The organism is Pseudomonas koreensis (assembly GCF_036668835.1).
Classification (GTDB): domain Bacteria; phylum Pseudomonadota; class Gammaproteobacteria; order Pseudomonadales; family Pseudomonadaceae; genus Aquipseudomonas; species Aquipseudomonas koreensis_I.
Genome location: NZ_JAZEVW010000005.1, coordinates 169,091 through 183,898, shown reverse-complemented (window position 1 = coordinate 183,898; position 14,808 = coordinate 169,091). Strand labels below are relative to the sequence as shown.

Genomic DNA, 14,808 nt, shown 5'->3' with positions numbered 1-14,808 from the left:
TCGATCAGCCGCGCGCGATAACCGCTGCGTCAGCTTCGACCTTCTCGGCCGCTTTCTCGCGGATCAGCCGTTCCAGCTCATCCACCAGATTGTCATTCGTCAATTTCTGCGACGGCTTGCCATCGATGTAAATCAGGTTTGGCGTGCCGCCGGTCAAGCCGATATGGGCTTCCTTGGCTTCGCCGGGGCCGTTGACCACGCAACCGATCACCGCGACATCCAGCGGCACCAGCAGGTCTTCAAGGCGCCCTTCCAGCTCGTTCATGGTTTTCACCACATCGAAGTTCTGCCGCGAGCAGCTCGGGCAGGCGATGAAGTTGATGCCACGGGAACGCAGATGCAAAGACTTGAGAATGTCGTACCCGACCTTCACTTCCTCGACCGGGTCGGCCGCCAGCGAGATGCGGATAGTATCGCCAATCCCTTCGGCGAGCAGCATACCTAGGCCGACGGCAGATTTCACTGTGCCCGAACGCAATCCACCGGCTTCGGTGATACCCAGGTGCAGCGGCTGGACGATTTCTTTCGCCAGCAGGCGGTAGGCTTCGACGGCCATGAACACGTCGGAGGCCTTCACGCTGACCTTGAAGTCCTGGAAATTCAGGCGCTCGAGGTGTTCAACGTGACGCAAGGCAGATTCAACCAGCGCCGCCGGCGTCGGCTCGCCGTATTTCTTTTGCAGGTCTTTTTCCAGCGAGCCGGCGTTGACCCCGATGCGGATCGGAATGCCGCGATCACGCGCTGCATCGACTACCGCACGCACACGATCTTCGCGACCGATGTTGCCCGGGTTGATGCGCAGGCAGTCCACACCCAGTTCGGCCACGCGCAAGGCAATGCGGTAATCGAAGTGAATATCGGCAACCAGCGGCACCTTGACCAGCTGCTTGATCTTGCCGAACGCCTCAGCGGCGTCCATGTCCGGCACCGAAACGCGGACGATATCGACGCCGGCAGCTTCCAGACGGTTGATCTGCGCAACGGTGGCGGCGACGTCATTGGTGTCGCTGTTGGTCATGCTCTGCACCGCGATCGGCGCGTCGCCGCCCACCGGTACGTTGCCGACCCAGATCTTGCGCGAAACGCGACGTTTGATTGGAGATTCGCCGTGCATGACTTATTGACCCAACTTCAGGCGAGCAGTCTCGCCACTGGTGAACGGAGCGATGTCGACCGGCTGGCCGTTGTAGCTGACCTGTGCGGCGCGAGCGACACCCAGACGAACGTTGAGCGGCGGCTTGCCGGCCACGGTCACGCTGTCGCCTTTATGTTTCAGACCGCTGAAAATCACCTTGCCACGGCCGTCGGTCACCTGCGCCCAGCAATCGGCGCTGAACTGCAACTGGACCTGACCTTCGCCGGCGACCGGGGCAACCGCTTCAGGGCTGGCCGCGGGTGCAGCAGGCGCGGTTGGAGCGGCGACGGTTGGCGCCGGCGTTGCGACGTTCGGCGCCGGAACGGCGGGCGCGGCAACGGTTGGCGCCGGGGTATGAGCTGGAGCGGTCGGCGCGACGCTTGGAGCCGCCGGTGCTGCTGGCACGGTGGCCGGCGCAGGGGCTTCGGCACCGGTCGATTCGGCGCTGGTTTCCGATTGTGGCAGCGCCAGTGCGGTCGAGCTGTCGGCCTGATTCTCTTCGACAGCCTGGTCTTCCGGCTCGTCGATCGGATGAATCTGCGTGGTGCCGTCCGCGCCTTCGACTTCGACGTGTTCCGGCGTCAGAGCGGCCAGATCCTTGGTGCGCAGCGAGGTCTGATCCTGCCACCAGACGAAGCCGCCGCCGATGACCGCGATCAGCAACAGCAGGCTGACGATACGCAAAATGGTGTGTGAAACCCGCACCGGCTCTTCGATACGACCGAGGGCGTGAACGTTGCTGCCTTGGGAATCGGTGCCGGTGGACTGGTCGAATTGCTGGACCAGTACGCTCTGGTCCATGCCGAGCAATTTGGCATAGGCGCGGATGTAACCGCGGGCGAAGGTATGCCCCGGCAGTTTGTCGAATGCGCCGGCTTCAAGATTGCTCAGGGAAGTCACGGTGAGGTTGAGCTTGAGGGCCACTTCGGCCAGCGACCAGCCATTGCTTTCGCGGGCCTGGCGCAGGGTCTCACCGGGGTTTACGCGATTCGCTGCTACAACTTCGGGATGCGCCGCTTTCATCATTGCTCCGACAGGTATTGCTGATATTCCGGCGTACCGGGATAGAGTCGTTTTAATTGCAGGCCGTAACTGGCGGCCTTGTCGCGATCTTCAAACACTTTTGCCAGCCGAACGCCGAGCAATAGACTACGTGCATTCTGTTCGGTCAACTGGCTGAAACGGTCGTAAAAGTCACGCGCGGGCACATAATGCCTGTCTTCGAAGGACAACTCAGCCATTTCCAGCAGCGCGCGCGGTTGTTGACGGTTCAAACGCAGGGCTTTTTCCAGTTGCTGCTGCGCCAGATCGCGCTGCCCCAGCTTCGCCGCAGTCATGCCGAGGTTCTCGAACACCCGCGAACGTTCAGGATACAGGGTATCGGCAGCGGCCTGTTCAAATCGCTCGTAGGCTTCTTTATAACGCTGCTCTTCGTAGAGAAAACTGCCGTAGTTGTTGAGAATGCGCGCATCGGCGGGACGCGAGGACAAGGCTTTGCGAAAGTGCTCGTCGGCCAGTTGAGGTTCCATCTCAGACTGAAACACCAGACCGAGCGCGGCGTTGGCGTCAGGATCGGAGTTGTCGAGTTCCAGTGCCTTTTTCAATGGCACCTTGGCCCGTTCGGTCATGCCCTGCTGCAGGTAACCCAGACCCAACTGCACGTAGGCAGCCCGCGCTTCATCGCGGCCCTTGCTGGTCTTCATCGGGTTGTAGTCACCCGACAGGACACAACCAGCACACAGGCTGGCCAACAGCAACAGCAGCGCAAAGCGCAGGGACATAGAGATCCTCTCTTAGTGAGTGTTCGTGGCGTTCTGAGCCAGATCGCTGTCGGCGCTCAACTCACGCACAGCGATATAACGTTCACTGCGACGGGTGCGATCCAGCACCTGCCCTACCAATTGACCACATGCAGCGTCGATGTCTTCACCACGGGTGGTGCGTACGGTGACGTTGAAACCGGCCTGATGCAACTGATCCTGGAAGCGGCGAATGGCATTGTTGCTTGGCCGCTCGTACCCGGAATGCGGGAACGGGTTGAACGGAATCAGGTTGATCTTGCACGGGATGTCTTTCAGCAACTCGATCATTTCCACCGCGTGCTCAAGCTTGTCATTGACGTCCTTGAGCAAGGTGTACTCGATGGTCAGCACACGTTTCTCGCCGAGGGCGGACATGTAGCGCTGGCACGACTCGAGCAGCATCTTAAGCGGATATTTCTTGTTGATCGGCACCAATTGGTTACGCAATGCGTCATTCGGTGCGTGCAGGGACAACGCCAGGGACACGTCGATGTGCTTGGCCAGCTCATCGATCATCGGCACCACGCCCGAAGTGGACAGGGTCACGCGGCGCTTGGAGATCCCGTAGCCGAGGTCATCCATCATCAGATGCATGGCGGCGACGACGTTGTCGAAATTCAGCAACGGCTCGCCCATGCCCATCATCACCACGTTGGTGATGGCGCGGTCGACGGTGGCCGGGACGCTGCCGAAAGATTTGTTGGCAATCCACACCTGACCGATGACTTCGGCGGCGGTGAGGTTGCTGTTGAAGCCTTGCTTGCCGGTGGAGCAGAAACTGCAATCCAGGGCACAGCCTGCCTGGGACGAAACGCACAGCGTGCCGCGTTTGCCCTGGGGAATGTACACGGTCTCGACGCAGCTGCCGGACGCCACGCGCACCACCCATTTACGGGTGCCGTCGCTGGAGATGTCCTCGCTGACCACTTCCGGACCACGCACTTCGGCAATGGCCTTGAGCTTGTCGCGCAAGGCCTTGCTGACGTTCGTCATGGCGTCGAAATCATCGACGCCAAAGTGGTGAATCCATTTCATTACCTGACCGGCACGGAAACGCTTCTCCCCGATTGAGTCGAAGAATTTTTCCATTTCCGGCTGGGTCAGACCCAGCAGGTTGGTTTTCACAGTCGATGTCGTCATGGATTCACCTTCACTCTTAAGCCAATGCTTAGCGAGTGGTTACTTCAGTAGCTGCGAAGAAGTAAGCGATTTCGCGAGCAGCAGCGGCTTCGGAGTCCGAACCGTGAACGGCGTTGGCGTCGATCGACTCGGCGAAGTCAGCACGGATGGTGCCGGCAGCCGCTTCTTTAGGGTTGGTAGCGCCCATCAGCTCACGGTTGCGAGCGATGGCGTTTTCGCCTTCCAGAACCTGAACGACAACCGGACCGGAAGTCATGAAAGCAACCAGGTCACCGAAGAAACCGCGCTCGCTGTGCTCAGCGTAGAAGCCTTCGGCTTCGGCTTTGGACAGTTGCTTCAGTTTCGAAGCTACAACGCGCAGGCCAGCGTCTTCGAAGCGAGTGGTGATCTTGCCGATCACGTTTTTAGCAACGGCGTCAGGCTTGATGATGGAGAAAGTACGTTGAACAGCCATGGTGTAACTCCAGAAACGGTAATTTGCGAAAAATTAAACCCGCGAATTATACGCGGGTTCTTGGGTATTGCCTAACCTGCGAGACGATCAGTCCAATTCTGCGGCCCAAAGCTCCTGAACCGCTTCGAGCACCTTCTCGCCGACGCGGCCAGAAGTGCTGTCGAAGTCAGGCAGCTCAAGGATCATCTGCTGCAGACGGACGAAACCTACCGAGTACGGATCGACGCCCTCGTGGGCCTCGGCCAGCTCTTCGGCAATGCGTTGAACATCATTCCAACCGTAGCTCATGACAGTCTTACCAGTCAGTGCGGCGCTTCGGCCGCATGGTTAAGCGAATATTTCGGAATTTCGACGGTGAGGTCTTCCTCACCAACGATAGCCTGACAGGCCAGACGCGATTGCGCTTCCAGACCCCAGGCACGATCGAGGAAATCTTCTTCCAGCTCATCGGCCTCTTCCAGCGAGTCGAAACCCTCGCGGATGATGCAGTGGCAAGTGGTGCAGGCGCAGACGCCGCCGCAGGCACTTTCCATCTCGATGTGGTGTTCGTGGGCCAGTTCGAGAATCGATGTGCCAGGCGCAGCCTCGACCACCATGCCTTCAGGGCAGAACTTCTCGTGGGGCAGAAAAATGACCTGCGGCATCAGATATCCTCGATTTCATTCAGGTTGCGCCCCGACAGAGCGGCTTTGACCGTCTGATCCATGCGGCGGGCAGCAAAAGCATCGGTCACTTGCGACAGACGCTTGGTCTGCTGCTCGATGGCATAACCATCGGTGCCTTTCATCAGTTCGGCCAGTTCCTGCATCTGCAGTTCGATGACCATGCGCTCTTCGGCGTCGAGCAAGCGCTCGCCATCCGCTTCCAGAGCGCCCTGCACCGCTTCGAGCAGGCGCTGGGCGTCGACTTGCTGCTCACGCAGAACGCGGGCGACCTTGTCGTCACCGGCGTACTGGAACGAATCCTTGAGCATTTTGGCGATTTCGCCGTCGGTCAGACCGTAGGACGGCTTGACCTGAATGCTCGCCTCGACACCCGAACCCAATTCGCGGGCGGAGACGCTGAGCAGACCGTCGGCATCGACCTGGAAAGTCACGCGAATCTTCGCTGCACCGGCGACCATCGCCGGAATGCCACGCAATTCGAAGCGCGCCAGCGAACGGCAGTCGCTGATCAGCTCGCGCTCGCCCTGCAACACATGGATCGCCATGGCCGACTGGCCGTCTTTATAGGTAGTGAAATCCTGAGCGCGGGCGACGGGAATGGTGGTGTTACGCGGAATTACCTTCTCCATCAGGCCGCCCATGGTTTCCAGCCCCAGAGACAGCGGAATCACATCAAGCAGCAGCAATTCACCGCCGTCGCGCTTGTTACCAGCCAAGGTGTCAGCCTGGATCGCGGCCCCGATGGCCACCACTTGATCCGGGTCGATTTCTGTCAGCGGCTGGCGACCAAACGCTTCGGCAACGGCCTCGCGCACACGTGGCACACGGGTCGAACCGCCGACCATGACCACCGCATGCACGTCTTCCAGCTCGATACCGGAATCGCGAACGGCGCGACGGCAGGCTTTCAGGCTGCGTGCGACCATTGGCTCGATCAGCGCATCGAACGCCTCGCGAGTCAGTTGGGCTTTCCAGTCGCCATACGCCACTTCAACGCTGGCCGCATCGGTCAGGGCTTCTTTGGCCGCGCAAGCGGTTTGCAGCAGATTGCGTTGCGCGCCCGGATCGAGATCAGCGGACAGGCCGGCGCTCTCGATGATCCATCCGGCAATCGCGTGATCGAAGTCATCGCCGCCCAGCGCGCTGTCGCCGCCCGTGGCCAGAACCTCGAACACACCGCCGGTCAATCGAAGAATCGAAATATCGAAAGTGCCGCCGCCCAGGTCGTAAATAGCTACCAGACCTTCGGCGTGCTGGTCGAGCCCGTACGCCACAGCGGCCGCAGTCGGCTCGTTGAGCAGACGCAGCACGTTCAGACCGGCCAGTTTTGCCGCATCCTTGGTGGCTTGGCGCTGAGCATCGTCGAAATACGCCGGAACGGTGATCACCGCGCCGACCAGTTCGCCGCCCAGAGTCGCTTCAGCACGCTGACGCAGGACCTTGAGAATATCGGCGGACACTTCGACCGGGCTTTTCGGGCCTTGTACGGTGTCGATGAACGGCATGTGCGATTCGCCGCCGACAAAGCGGTACGGCAGCTGCTCGCCCAATTGCTTGACGTCGGACAGACCACGACCCATCAAGCGCTTGACCGACAGCACGGTGTTCAAAGGATCGGAAGAGGCAGCCAGCTTGGCCGATTCGCCGACTTCGACGCGATCGGCGTGATAACGCACAGCGGACGGCAGAATAACCTGCCCGTTGGCGTCAGCCAGCGGTTCGGAGACGCCGCTGCGCAACGCAGCGACGAGCGAATTGGTAGTGCCCAGGTCGATGCCGACAGCCAGACGGCGCTGGTGCGGTTGAGGACTTTGGCCGGGTTCGGCGATTTGCAGTAGAGCCATGGTAATCAGGTCTTGTCTGTCTATCAGGCGTGCAATCAGGGCAGCACTGGGTTAATCGTCGAGGCGCTCTTCTAGCTGGCGCACTTCGTAGGTGAGCTTGTCGAGGAACTGCATGCGCCGCATCAGGCGTTCAGCCTGCTCGCGTTGCGCTGCATCATCCCAACAGGCTGCGAAGCTTTCGTTGAGCTGTTCCTGAGCGGCCTTGAGGCGACGCTTGAATACCGCGACACCGTCGAGATCGGCACTGTCCTGCAAATCTTCGAGCTCTTCGCGCCATTGCATCTGCTGCAGAAGAAACTCGGGATCATGGACGGTAACTTCCATCGGCACTTCATGCCCGCTGATTTTCAGCAGGTAGCGTGCGCGCTGGGCCGGGCTCTTGAGCGTCTGGTAGGCGTCGTTGAGCCGTGCCGACTGCTCGAGCGCAGAACGCTGCTCGCGCTCGGAAGCATCGGCAAAGCGGTCAGGGTGAACACCGCGCGCCAACTCACGGTAGCGCGTGGCTAACTGCTCGAGATCCAGACGGAAGCTCGGTTGCAGCTCGAATAAAGCGAAATGACAAGGAATACCCACGACAAGCCTCAGATGTTGAAGCTTTCGCCGCAGCCACATTCACCGCGTACGTTGGGGTTGTTGAACTTGAAGCCTTCGTTCAACCCTTCCTTGACGAAATCGAGCTCGGTGCCGTCCAGGTAGGTCAGGCTTTTCGGGTCGATGATCACTTTTTCGCCGTGACTCTCGAACACCTGATCTTCCGCAACCACCTCGTCGACAAACTCCAGCACGTAGGCAAGGCCGGAACAGCCCGTGGTGCGAACACCCAGACGAATCCCTTCACCTTTGCCGCGCCCGTCGAGGGAGCGCCGCACGTGTCGAGCAGCCGCTTCTGTCATGCTGATAGCCATCGTTGACTCCTTACTCGTCGCCAGATCCAGAAAGTCAGATCAAGCCTTTCTTCTGCTTGTAATCGCGAACAGCCGCTTTGATAGCGTCTTCAGCCAGTACCGAACAGTGGATTTTCACTGGCGGCAGGGCCAGTTCTTCGGCCAGCTGAGTGTTCTTGATGGTTTCGGCTTCGTCCAGGGTCTTGCCCTTCATCCACTCGGTAGCGAGGGAGCTGGAAGCGATGGCCGAACCGCAGCCGTAGGTTTTGAACTTGGCGTCTTCGATAACGCCCTGATCGTTGACCTTGATTTGCAGACGCATCACGTCGCCGCACGCCGGAGCGCCGACCATACCGGTGCCGACATCAGGGTCTTCCGCGTTCATCTTGCCGACGTTGCGCGGGTTTTCGTAGTGGTCGATGACCTTTTCGCTGTAAGCCATGATTCTCAATCCTCACTCATCAGGGCCGCTCTTGAGACCCTGCAACTGCGCTGCGTGAACCGCCGCGTCGCTACAGGACCTGTATCCGGCGGCTTCTTTGGTTAGTGTGCCGCCCACTCGATTTTCGAGATATCGACGCCATCTTTGTACATGTCCCACAGCGGCGACAGAGCGCGCAGCTTGGTAACGGCCTCGCAGACTTTCTGCGCGGCGTAGTCGATTTCTTCTTCGGTGGTGAAGCGGCCGAAGGTAAAGCGGATCGAGCTGTGTGCCAGTTCGTCGTTGCGGCCCAGGGCGCGCAATACGTACGAAGGCTCCAGCGACGCCGAGGTGCACGCCGAACCGGACGATACCGCCAGATCCTTGAGAGCCATGATCAGCGACTCGCCTTCAACGTAGTTGAAGCTCAGGTTCAGGTTGTGCGGAACGCGGGCGGTCAGGCTGCCGTTGACGTACAGCTCTTCCAGATGTTCGACCTGCTTGTAGAAACGGTCGCTCAAGGCTTTGATGCGTACGTTTTCAGCGGCCATGTCTTCCTTGGCCACACGGAACGCTTCGCCCATACCCACGATCTGGTGAGTCGCCAGGGTGCCGGAACGCATGCCACGCTCGTGACCGCCGCCGTGCATGGTCGCCTCGATGCGCACACGCGGCTTGCGGCTGACGTACAGCGCGCCGATGCCTTTAGGGCCGTAGGTCTTGTGGGCGGAGAACGACATCATGTCGACTTTCAGTTTCTGCAGGTCGATGTCGACCTTGCCAGTGGACTGAGCGGCGTCGACGTGGAACAGCACGCCCTTGGCGCGCAGCAGTTCGCCAATTGCAGCGATGTCGTTGACGGTGCCGATTTCGTTGTTCACGTGCATGACCGACACCAGAATGGTGTCTTCGCGCAGGGCCGCATCGATCATCGCCGGAGTGATCAGACCGTCTTCGGTCGGCTCAAGGTAGGTTACTTCGAAACCTTCACGCTCCAGTTGGCGCATGGTGTCGAGAACGGCCTTGTGTTCGATCTTGCTGGTGATCAGGTGCTTGCCCTTGGAGGCGTAGAAATGTGCCGCACCCTTGATTGCCAGGTTGTCGGACTCGGTGGCACCGGAGGTCCAGACGATTTCGCGCGGATCGGCATTGACCAGATCGGCCACCTGACGACGAGCGTTTTCGACCGACTCTTCAGCCTTCCAGCCGAACACGTGGGAGCGCGACGCCGGGTTGCCGAAGTTTCCGTCAACCAGCAGGCATTCACTCATTTTTTGCGCAACACGCGGATCAACCGGGGTGGTCGCAGAGTAATCAAGGTAAATCGGCAATTTCATGGACTATCTCCTAAATCAGGGCTGGCGTGCCGTTGGCTCTCTGGCGGTCATTCGACGGCGGACGCTTCAATCTTGTCCAGGCGTGGCGCCTTGCTGTTGCAACGGCGCTGGTCCTGACGCTGGGCTACTTCTTGCACCTCACGGCGAGTCACAAGATCAGCCAAGCTGATACCACTTAGAAATTCGTGAATCTGCAGGCTCAGGTCGCACCACAGATGGTGGGTCAGGCAGGTGTCGCCGGAATGGCAATCGCCCTGGCCCTGGCACTTGGTGGCATCGACCGATTCGTTCACCGCATCGATCACCTGGGCGACCTGGATGCCCTGCATGTCGCGGGACAACTGGTAGCCACCACCCGGACCGCGAACACTGGAAACCAGGTTGCTGCGGCGCAGTTTGGCGAACAGCTGTTCGAGGTAGGACAGGGAGATGCCTTGGCGCTCGGAGATATCGGCCAGGGACACCGGCCCGTGCTGCGCGTGCAACGCCAGGTCAAGCATGGCGGTCACGGCGTATCGGCCTTTTGTAGTCAGTCGCATGGACAGTTACCACGGAGTTCAGAATGGGCGGGAGTATGCAATTCCCGAGCATTTAAGTCAACTATAAGACCTAGTGCTTTAGTCGGGTTTACCCGCAAAAGAGCGCGCGCACTATAGCAAAGGCTGGCGGCATGCAGCCAGAGGTACCGCGTTATCGTTCTTCGCGAGCGGGCTCGCTCCCACATTGGAATGCGTTCATCTGTGGGAGCGAGCCCGCTCGCGAAGGCCGCGCTGCGGTCTAGCTGGCTTTGGATTCGTCTTTGCCCTTCACACAGGCAAAGTCTTCTTCACGCAGCTCAGGCAGATCTTTCGCACAGTAATTGCTGCCCAGATCCTTCAATGCGCCGCACATGCCTTCCAGCCGACCGTCAACCGCTTGCAGGTGATCGAGCAACTGGCCGATGGCGCGCGCCACCGGGTCAGGCATGTCTTCGCTGACACCATAGGCGTCGAAACCGATTTTCTCGGCCATGGCCTTGCGCTTGGCGTCCTGCTCTTCATCGGACTTGACGATGATGCGCCCCGGAATCCCGACCACGGTGGCGCCCGGCGGCACTTCTTTGGTCACCACAGCATTGGAACCGACCTTGGCACCGGCACCGACCGTGAACGGACCGAGCACCTTGGCGCCCGCACCGACCACCACACCGTCACCCAGCGTCGGGTGGCGCTTGCCCTTGTTCCAGCTAGTGCCGCCAAGGGTCACGCCCTGATAGATGGTCACGTCATCGCCGATCTCGGCGGTCTCACCGATAACGATGCCCATGCCGTGGTCGATGAAGAATCGCCGCCCGACCTTGGCACCCGGATGAATCTCGATCCCGGTCAGCCAACGGCCAAAGTTCGACACCAGTCGCGCCAGCCACTTCAGATCGTTGCGCCAGAGCATGCCGGCCAGGCGATGAATCCAGATCGCATGCATGCCGGGGTAGCAGGTCAGGACTTCAAAAGCGTTACGCGCCGCCGGGTCTCGATGGAATACGCTCTGGATATCTTCACGCAAACGCTCAAACATCATTCAGTCCTTCCGCTTAAGAAGCTCACCACGGGCCGCTTTCTGGGTTTCCGTGAGAATGCCCCGCAAAATATTCATTTCCGCCCGGCTGACCGAGCTGCGTCCGTACAACCGGCGCAGGCGCGCCATCAAGTGGCGCGGCTTTTCCGGATCGAGAAACTCAATCGCGACCAATGTTTGCTCCAGATGCTCGTAAAAGCGCTCCAGCTCATCCATGGTCGCCAGCTCGGCGCTTTTCACCGAAGCCACTTCTTCTTTCTCGACCTTGCTCGGCTGACCCTGCGAGGCCAGCCAGGCCATGCGCACTTCGTAGCTCAACACCTGCACCGCCGCTCCAAGGTTCAGCGAACTGAACGTCGGGTCGGAAGGGATGTGCACGTGGAAGTGACATCGCTGCAACTCTTCGTTGGTCAGGCCGGAATCTTCACGCCCGAACACCAAAGCGATTTCGGCGCCCTGCCCGGCCTCTTCCACGACTTTGGTCCCGCACTCGCGCGGATCGAGCAGTGGCCATGGAATACGGCGATCCCGCGCACTGGTGCCGAGCACCAGATTGCAGCCGACCAGTGCGTCTTCCAACGTGGCGACGACTTGCGCGTTTTCAAGGATGTCTCCGGCACCGGATGCTCGGGCATCGGCTTCGTGGTGCGGAAACTGGCGTGGCTCGACCAGCACCAGCCGCGACAGACCCATGTTTTTCATGGCGCGCGCGGCCCCGCCGATGTTGCCGGGGTGGCTGGTATTGACCAGGACGACACGAATGTTCTGCAGCAAGGGAGGCGCTCTCGGACATTGGAAAGGGGGGCAAATCTTACAGAACAGCCTACCGTTAAGCTATGAAAGCGAACAGCGTCCTTCACCTGAAGAAAAGTTCTGATAGAATGCGCGGCTTTCTTTAACAACCTTAGGTGACACATCCATGCAGCCCATGCTGAATATCGCGCTGCGCGCCGCCCGCAGCGCCAGTGAACTGATCTTCCGCTCCATCGAGCGCCTGGATACCATCAAGGTCGACGAAAAAGACGCCAAGGATTACGTATCCGAGGTCGATCGCGCCGCTGAACAGAAAATCATCGATGCCCTGCGCAAGGCTTATCCGAATCACTCGATCCGGGGTGAAGAGACCGGCCTGCACGCCGGCACCGGCATCGAAGGCGAAGAGTACCTGTGGATCATCGATCCGCTGGACGGCACCACCAACTTCCTGCGTGGCATTCCGCACTTCGCGGTCAGCATCGCCTGCAAATACCGTGGTCGCCTGGAACACGCCGTGGTTCTGGACCCGGTGCGCCAGGAAGAATTCACTGCCAGCCGTGGCCGCGGCGCACAATTGAACGGTCGTCGCCTGCGCGTCAGCGGCCGCACCAGCCTCGACGGCGCCCTGCTGGGCACCGGTTTCCCGTTCCGTAACGACCAGATGGACAACCTCGACAACTATCTGGGCATGTTTCGCTCCCTGGTAGGCCAGACCGCCGGCATCCGCCGCGCTGGCGCAGCGAGTCTGGACCTGGCCTACGTGGCTGCCGGTCGTTTCGATGCGTTCTGGGAGTCGGGTCTGTCCGAGTGGGACATGGCGGCAGGCGCCCTGCTGATTCAAGAGGCCGGCGGCCTGGTGAGCGACTTCACCGGCGGTCACGACTTCCTCGAAAAAGGCCACATCGTTGCCGGCAACACCAAATGCTTCAAGGCAGTCCTGACGGCGATCCAGCCGCACCTGCCGGCTTCGCTGAAGCGCTAAGCTTCGGACGAATCAGAAAAGCACCCTTCGGGGTGCTTTTTTTATGCCCGCATTCCCAAACACCACAAAACCCTGTGGGAGCGAGCTTGCTCGCGAATGGGGCGTGTCAGCAAAGGAAATATCAACTGTTGGACCGCATTCGCGAGCAGGCTCGCTCCCACAGGTGAGGATCGCGGGCAGCCATAAATCCCAGGCACAAAAAAAGCACCCCGCAGGGTGCTTCTTTTCAAAACAGTGGCGCCTTACTGACCCGGCTCATTCTGCGACAGGATCAGCTTGCCTTCCTTGTCGACCGGAATCTGGTTGCCCGGATCGCGGTCCATCCGCACTTTGCCTTCCTTGCCATCGAGCGAGTAACGCACGTCGTAGCCGACGACCTTGTCGCTGATGTCATTGACCGTGTTGCAGCGGGTTTGCGTGGTGGTGTAGGTGTCACGCTCCTGCATGCCCTCCTGCACCTTGTTGCCCGCATAACCGCCACCGACCGCACCGGCCACCGTGGCAATCTTCTTGCCGGTGCCGCCGCCGATCTGGTTGCCCAGCAAACCACCGGCCAGCGCGCCGACCACGGTCCCGGCGATCTGGTGTTGATCTTTTACCGGTGCCTGACGGGTCACCGTTACATCCTTGCACACTTCACGTGGAGTCTTGATCTGTGTCTTGACCGGCTCAACGGCTAGCACTTGCGCATACTCAGGGCCGCTTTTAACCAGGCTGTAGGTGGCAACAGCACCCCCGGCTGTAACACCGACAGCACCCAATACCGCACCAACCAGCAACGACTTGTTCACATGAACCTCCTGACCATCACATGCGGGATGCGCCCGCGCTTCTCCCAGCCTTGGAGCACAAAAAAAGGCGCGAGTTCAACTCGCGCCTTTAGTGACCTGACAGCCGGGATTTCGAGGGCCGTTATGGACGGTCGTCGACTTCCTGCTCGGTGTTGGCCGGAGGAATCAGATCCTCGGTGGTCAGGTTCAGCCAGATCAGTACTACGTTGGCGATGTAGATCGACGAGTACGTACCCGCCAGCACGCCGATGAACAGCGCGATGGAGAAGCCGAACAGGTTGTCGCCGCCGAAGAACAGCAGCGCCGCGATCGCCAGCAAGGTCGAGATCGACGTCGCCATGGTGCGCAGCAGGGTCTGGGTGGTCGAGATATTGATGTTCTCGATCAGCGAGGCCTTGCGCAGGACACGGAAGTTCTCGCGAACCCGGTCGAACACGACGATGGTGTCGTTCAGCGAGTAACCGATGATCGCCAGCACTGCCGCCAGCACCGTCAGGTCGAAGGTGATCTGGAAGAACGACAGGATGCCGATGGTCACGATCACGTCGTGGATCAGCGACACGATAGCGCCGACCGCGAACTTCCACTGAAAGCGGAAAGCCAGGTAGATCAGGATGCCGCCCAGCGCCAGCAGCATGCCGAGGCCGCCCTGGTCGCGCAGCTCTTCACCGACCTGCGGGCCGACGAACTCGACACGCTTGACCGTCGCCGGGTTGTCGCCGCCGACTTTCTGCAGCGCTTCCGCAACCTGGTGGCCGAGCTGCGGGTCTTCACCCGGCATACGCACCAACAGATCAGTCGTGGCGCCGAAGTTCTGCACGATGGCGTCGTGGTAACCCGAGGTCGCCAACTGCTCGCGGACCTTGGTGACATCGGCCGGACGCTCGTAGGTCAGCTCGATGAGCGTACCGCCGGTGAAGTCCAGGCCCCAGTTCATGCCTTTGGTGACAACGCTGAATACCGCCAGCAGCGTGAGAAAAACCGTGACGCCGAACGCGAAGTTGCGAACGCCCATGAAGTTGATTGTACGTAACATGGCAGCC

General features: G+C 60.1%; 18 protein-coding genes. 1 reads left to right on the top strand and 17 read right to left on the bottom strand.

The window, feature by feature from the left end; translation table 11 throughout:
* Positions 1-4 precede the first annotated feature (4 nt).
* From ispG to trmJ, 15 genes are all read right to left on the bottom strand, one after another.
* Positions 5-1,114 (bottom strand): flavodoxin-dependent (E)-4-hydroxy-3-methylbut-2-enyl-diphosphate synthase, encoded by a 1,110-nt coding sequence (ispG, locus tag V6F91_RS16460; RefSeq protein ID WP_090286025.1) that lies wholly within the window; start codon positions 1,112-1,114, stop codon positions 5-7.
* Between the two features lie 3 nt (positions 1,115-1,117).
* Positions 1,118-2,158: a RodZ family helix-turn-helix domain-containing protein gene (locus V6F91_RS16455; RefSeq protein ID WP_332766181.1), complete on the bottom strand. Its 1,041-nt coding sequence runs from the start codon at positions 2,156-2,158 to the stop codon at positions 1,118-1,120.
* The gene (pilW, locus tag V6F91_RS16450; RefSeq protein ID WP_332766179.1) at positions 2,158-2,916 is read right to left on the bottom strand and encodes a type IV pilus biogenesis/stability protein PilW; all 759 of its coding nucleotides are present in this window, start codon (positions 2,914-2,916) and stop codon (positions 2,158-2,160) included. The genes V6F91_RS16455 and pilW overlap by 1 nt, the downstream gene beginning before the upstream one ends.
* 12 nt (positions 2,917-2,928) lie before the next feature.
* On the bottom strand, positions 2,929-4,077 hold the full coding sequence (gene rlmN / locus V6F91_RS16445) for a 23S rRNA (adenine(2503)-C(2))-methyltransferase RlmN (protein WP_090286031.1): 1,149 nt from the start codon (positions 4,075-4,077) through the stop codon (positions 2,929-2,931).
* A 28-nt stretch (positions 4,078-4,105) separates the two neighbouring features.
* A complete protein-coding gene (gene ndk / locus V6F91_RS16440; RefSeq protein ID WP_024014216.1) occupies positions 4,106-4,531 on the bottom strand; it encodes a nucleoside-diphosphate kinase in 426 nt (141 codons plus the stop codon).
* A gap of 87 nt (positions 4,532-4,618) precedes the next feature.
* On the bottom strand, positions 4,619-4,819 hold the full coding sequence (gene iscX / locus V6F91_RS16435) for a Fe-S cluster assembly protein IscX (RefSeq protein WP_186619866.1): 201 nt from the start codon (positions 4,817-4,819) through the stop codon (positions 4,619-4,621).
* 14 nt (positions 4,820-4,833) lie between these two features.
* Positions 4,834-5,175 (bottom strand): ISC system 2Fe-2S type ferredoxin, encoded by a 342-nt coding sequence (gene fdx / locus V6F91_RS16430; protein ID WP_016773327.1) that lies wholly within the window; start codon positions 5,173-5,175, stop codon positions 4,834-4,836.
* Positions 5,175-7,040, bottom strand: coding sequence for a Fe-S protein assembly chaperone HscA (gene hscA, locus V6F91_RS16425; protein ID WP_332766172.1), 1,866 nt, complete (start codon positions 7,038-7,040; stop codon positions 5,175-5,177). The genes fdx and hscA overlap by 1 nt, the downstream gene beginning before the upstream one ends.
* Positions 7,041-7,091: 51 nt before the next feature.
* Positions 7,092-7,613, bottom strand: coding sequence for a co-chaperone HscB (gene hscB, locus V6F91_RS16420; RefSeq protein WP_016773325.1), 522 nt, complete (start codon positions 7,611-7,613; stop codon positions 7,092-7,094).
* Between the two features lie 8 nt (positions 7,614-7,621).
* Positions 7,622-7,945, bottom strand: a complete 324-nt coding sequence (iscA, locus tag V6F91_RS16415) for an iron-sulfur cluster assembly protein IscA (RefSeq protein ID WP_010565230.1) — start codon at positions 7,943-7,945, stop codon at positions 7,622-7,624.
* A 34-nt stretch (positions 7,946-7,979) separates the two neighbouring features.
* Positions 7,980-8,366 carry a Fe-S cluster assembly scaffold IscU gene (gene iscU, locus V6F91_RS16410; protein WP_003227907.1) on the bottom strand — a complete coding sequence of 129 codons (387 nt, stop codon included), beginning with the start codon at positions 8,364-8,366 and terminating at the stop codon, positions 7,980-7,982.
* 101 nt (positions 8,367-8,467) lie between these two features.
* A complete protein-coding gene (locus V6F91_RS16405; protein ID WP_332766168.1) occupies positions 8,468-9,682 on the bottom strand; it encodes an IscS subfamily cysteine desulfurase in 1,215 nt (404 codons plus the stop codon).
* Positions 9,683-9,729: 47 nt separating this feature from the next.
* Entirely contained in the window at positions 9,730-10,221 is a 492-nt protein-coding gene (iscR, locus tag V6F91_RS16400; protein ID WP_003227911.1) for a Fe-S cluster assembly transcriptional regulator IscR, read from the bottom strand.
* A gap of 238 nt (positions 10,222-10,459) precedes the next feature.
* Complete coding sequence (cysE, locus tag V6F91_RS16395; protein WP_090288629.1) at positions 10,460-11,236, bottom strand: serine O-acetyltransferase; 777 nt, start codon at positions 11,234-11,236, stop codon at positions 10,460-10,462.
* Positions 11,237-11,239: 3 nt separating this feature from the next.
* Positions 11,240-12,010: a tRNA (cytosine(32)/uridine(32)-2'-O)-methyltransferase TrmJ gene (gene trmJ, locus V6F91_RS16390; protein WP_208939864.1), complete on the bottom strand. Its 771-nt coding sequence runs from the start codon at positions 12,008-12,010 to the stop codon at positions 11,240-11,242.
* Between the two features lie 145 nt (positions 12,011-12,155).
* Here trmJ and suhB point away from each other — a divergent pair, with 145 nt between their 5' ends.
* The gene (gene suhB, locus V6F91_RS16385) at positions 12,156-12,974 is read left to right on the top strand and encodes an inositol-phosphate phosphatase (protein WP_090286039.1); all 819 of its coding nucleotides are present in this window, start codon (positions 12,156-12,158) and stop codon (positions 12,972-12,974) included.
* Between the two features lie 242 nt (positions 12,975-13,216).
* Here the strand turns inward: suhB and V6F91_RS16380 are convergent, their stop codons facing one another.
* Together V6F91_RS16380 and secF are read right to left on the bottom strand one after the other, a co-directional pair.
* Positions 13,217-13,765 carry a glycine zipper 2TM domain-containing protein gene (locus V6F91_RS16380; protein ID WP_007956693.1) on the bottom strand — a complete coding sequence of 183 codons (549 nt, stop codon included), beginning with the start codon at positions 13,763-13,765 and terminating at the stop codon, positions 13,217-13,219.
* 121 nt (positions 13,766-13,886) lie between these two features.
* Entirely contained in the window at positions 13,887-14,801 is a 915-nt protein-coding gene (gene secF, locus V6F91_RS16375; protein ID WP_332766161.1) for a protein translocase subunit SecF, read from the bottom strand.
* Positions 14,802-14,808 lie beyond the last annotated feature (7 nt).